The organism is Pontibacter diazotrophicus (assembly GCF_003367245.1).
In the GTDB taxonomy this organism is placed as follows: domain Bacteria; phylum Bacteroidota; class Bacteroidia; order Cytophagales; family Hymenobacteraceae; genus Pontibacter; species Pontibacter diazotrophicus.
In genome coordinates, this window is record NZ_QRGR01000069.1 from 1 (window position 1) to 3,188 (window position 3,188).

Consider the following 3,188-nt stretch of genomic DNA (forward strand, 5'->3'; position numbering starts at 1 on the left):
TACCAGTGGCTTAAACACACGCTGGAAAACATCATGTCCATCAACCACAAAAACCTGCGCGAGCTCTACCCGCAGAACTTTAAGGACAAGTCAAACATGTAGTTCGTCGGGCGGATACGTTGAAACTCGTAAGTTTGGGCAAATGGGATTTGGACGAGCTAATATTTAAATATTGGACTGACCCTGATGTAGCCAACGACCCAAGAAGTAAAGAATTGACAACAAGACATATCTTAAGCCATCAAAGCGGTTTCCCAAATTGGAGACATTCCAACAAATCAAATAAATTAACCTTTCAATTTTCGCCAGGTACTCAATATCAATATTCTGGAGAAGGAATAGAATATTTAAGAAAAGCTTTGGAAAGTAAATTTGAGAAGTCCTTAAACGAATTAGCAACCGATTTGATTTTTGAGCCCCTGTCAATGGACGACACCGAATATATTTGGAATACAAGTGTAGACGAAACCAGATTCGCCAAAGGGTACGATAATCAAGGTAATTCCTATGAAACAATCAAAAACAAAACACCAAACGGAGCGGATGATTTATTGACTACGATTGAGGATTATGGCAAATTTTTGGTTAGCGTAATGAATGGAAATGGAGTTTCGGAAAAAGTATTTGCCGATATGACAACCCATCAAGTTGAAAGTACAAAAGGAAAACACTTTGGACTTGGTTTTGAAATTTACGATTTTAAAGATGGTCAATATGCTTTATCACACGGTGGAGCAGATAAAGGAGCACAGGCAATCATTTTTATATTTCCCGAAACTAAAAACGGTCTAATCATATTTACCAATGTCGACGATGGATATAAGGTTTATGAAAAATTGTTGGTTCACTACTTGGGAACGAAAGGAAAAGAAGTGATGGCAATTGAAACATCGGAATAAAAAACGGTGGGTAACAAAGTATAAAAACAATGCTTAAACCTGTTTCGAATTGAACCTCCGTGCGAGCCGTTAAACTTAATATAAACTAAAAAAAGCGGCTCTGTTATAGCTAAAAGTTGGTATTGTTGTTATTTCTGCGTATCTTTGTATAAATCAAAGGGATATATGGCAAAGTCAAAGGTAGACATTCTGAAAGAGATTCAGAAGTTGGACAGCAGGGAATTAAAGCAGCTTTCCAAGAACATCATCGAGATTTTAGCCAAGGCTTCCGAGAAGCACAACCAAGTAGCCGAGCAGCTAAACGAAGGCGTAGAACGTGGTTGCCCTGCCTGTGGCTCTGTCTCTATCGTGCGGTACGGCTACCTGCAAAACCGTACAAGGTTCCAGTGCAAGGACTGCAAGAAGACCTTCACCGACTTAACTGGAACAGCCATATCCTACATCAAGAAGAAGCACCTGTGGGAGCAGTACATCACCCTGATGGTGGAAGGCAACTCCCTGCGTGAGATAGCCTCTAAGATGGATATCTCCTTGAAGACCGCCTTCGACTGGCGGCACAAGATACTCACTGCTTTCGAGGAACTGAGCAAAACCAAGTTCAACGGCATCGTGGAGGTTGACGATGTTTGGTTTCTTAAAAGTGAGAAAGGCAGAAAGGGGTTGACCAAGCCAAGGAAGCGTGGCGGCACGAACAGGCGTGGCGATAACAACGACCAAGCGAAGGTGCTGTTCTCTGTTGACAGGTCTAAGAACATCGACCTTACCGTTGCCTGTATGGGCAGGTTGAAGCGCAAGGACTTGGACAGAATCCTACGCAACAAAGTTAGTGCCGACACCAACATCATCTGCTCTGACAAGCACCCCTCCATCAAGTCGTTCGCCAAGACACATGGTTTCATGCACTACCGCATACACGCCTCCAAGAAGCAGTACTCGGTGGGAAAGATATACCATGTGAACAACCTGAACAACCTTGCCAAGCGGTTCAAGGACTACATTAAGAAGTTCAACGGTGTAGCTACGAAGTATCTGCAAAGCTACCTGAACCTGTTCAGGTTCATGGAACTCTTCAAGAAGCAAAAAGGCATGGTAAGTGAATTCTACCATGCCTCTCTTTCTGATAAACTGTCTTTGGGTAGATACTACAATATCGAAGGTCGCTACCAAACTATGATTTCTTAACATTTCATACATTGTACTGTTGTTTACATGTTGTTTGCGGTCGAAATTTATTCCCCTCTATCTATTTCATTAAATAGTTCTGTGCAATATCCGCAAACAAGTAACAAGAATAATGTAGTGGTAGAAACTTCTAACTCTTTCTGCAAATGAACGGAATATAAGAGTTTGCTTGGAGAATAAATAAGACTGAATAAATTTGCTTGCTTTTTCCTGTCAACAAATCCTGTAATATTTATTATTACTTCACGCTGTTCATTAAGTACTACAAATTTCAAAGGCAAGGATTCTCTTTTAAGAATATATTTCTCACCAGATAATATTATTATTGCTTCTCTTCCAAAGAAACCGAATTTTGAAGTTTTAACATTCCCTATGACAGATTGATTGGCATTGAGAACAATTCCTTTAGAATTTCTTTCAATGTTAAAATCGGTATTGTCTATGTTGGTGCTACCAGAATAGTAGTTTGAAAACCAACCGTTAGGTTTTGATTTTAATGTAGTCGTTTGGTTTTGGTGAACGTCTTTTAACTCGACATTCCATCTATCATATTCGACACTCATATCAAAATCTTTGTTGTTCATGTTTTCAAATTTACTCCTACCTTCTGCCTCCCTACTATCAAACCCCTCATTTACAGAAAAACTATTGAATTTTTTTATGAATTTCATTACGCTTTATTTTTTTTTATATATTAAAACATAGCACTGATAATTATCAGATTTACGTGACATACAATTAGAAGTGCTATATGTTATAAATACTATATTAAGAAGTCGGAAACTTTAAATTTGACTTTTCAAAGTACACATCAACCTTTATTTATAACAGAGCCATACATTTTAAAGATCAGCGGCAGGCTGAGCTTACCGAAATCTATGATTTGTGGTCTGTAGACCTTATAGCTGGGAAATTTGTAAAAGTGAAGAATTCAGGTGGCGCCACTTGTTTTAATCCAGACTACACTGGTGGGTGATAAAGTCTTATGCTAACAACTAAGGCTTCGTTGGGTACGGAGTGCCTACAATGAAGCCGTGGTTGCACTAACTGTGCGACGCGTTATGGGTTTTAAGTCGGAAGATGTTTGCCTGCGCTACTTGTCTGGGG

3 protein-coding genes are annotated in these 3,188 nt (G+C 39.5%); 2 read left to right on the top strand and 1 reads right to left on the bottom strand.

Features of this window, described 5'->3' with window-relative positions:
• The first annotated feature begins 119 nt into the window (after positions 1-119).
• Positions 120-899: a serine hydrolase domain-containing protein gene (locus tag DXT99_RS26610; RefSeq protein ID WP_181885289.1), complete on the top strand. Its 780-nt coding sequence runs from the start codon at positions 120-122 to the stop codon at positions 897-899.
• Positions 900-1,064: 165 nt separating this feature from the next.
• Positions 1,065-2,081: an IS1595 family transposase gene (locus DXT99_RS26615; protein WP_115568635.1), complete on the top strand. Its 1,017-nt coding sequence runs from the start codon at positions 1,065-1,067 to the stop codon at positions 2,079-2,081.
• A gap of 47 nt (positions 2,082-2,128) precedes the next feature.
• On the opposite strand, the gene DXT99_RS26620 is transcribed toward DXT99_RS26615, so the two are convergent.
• Positions 2,129-2,752, bottom strand: a complete 624-nt coding sequence (locus tag DXT99_RS26620; protein WP_115568636.1) for a hypothetical protein — start codon at positions 2,750-2,752, stop codon at positions 2,129-2,131.
• Between the last annotated feature and the right edge of the window lie 436 nt (positions 2,753-3,188).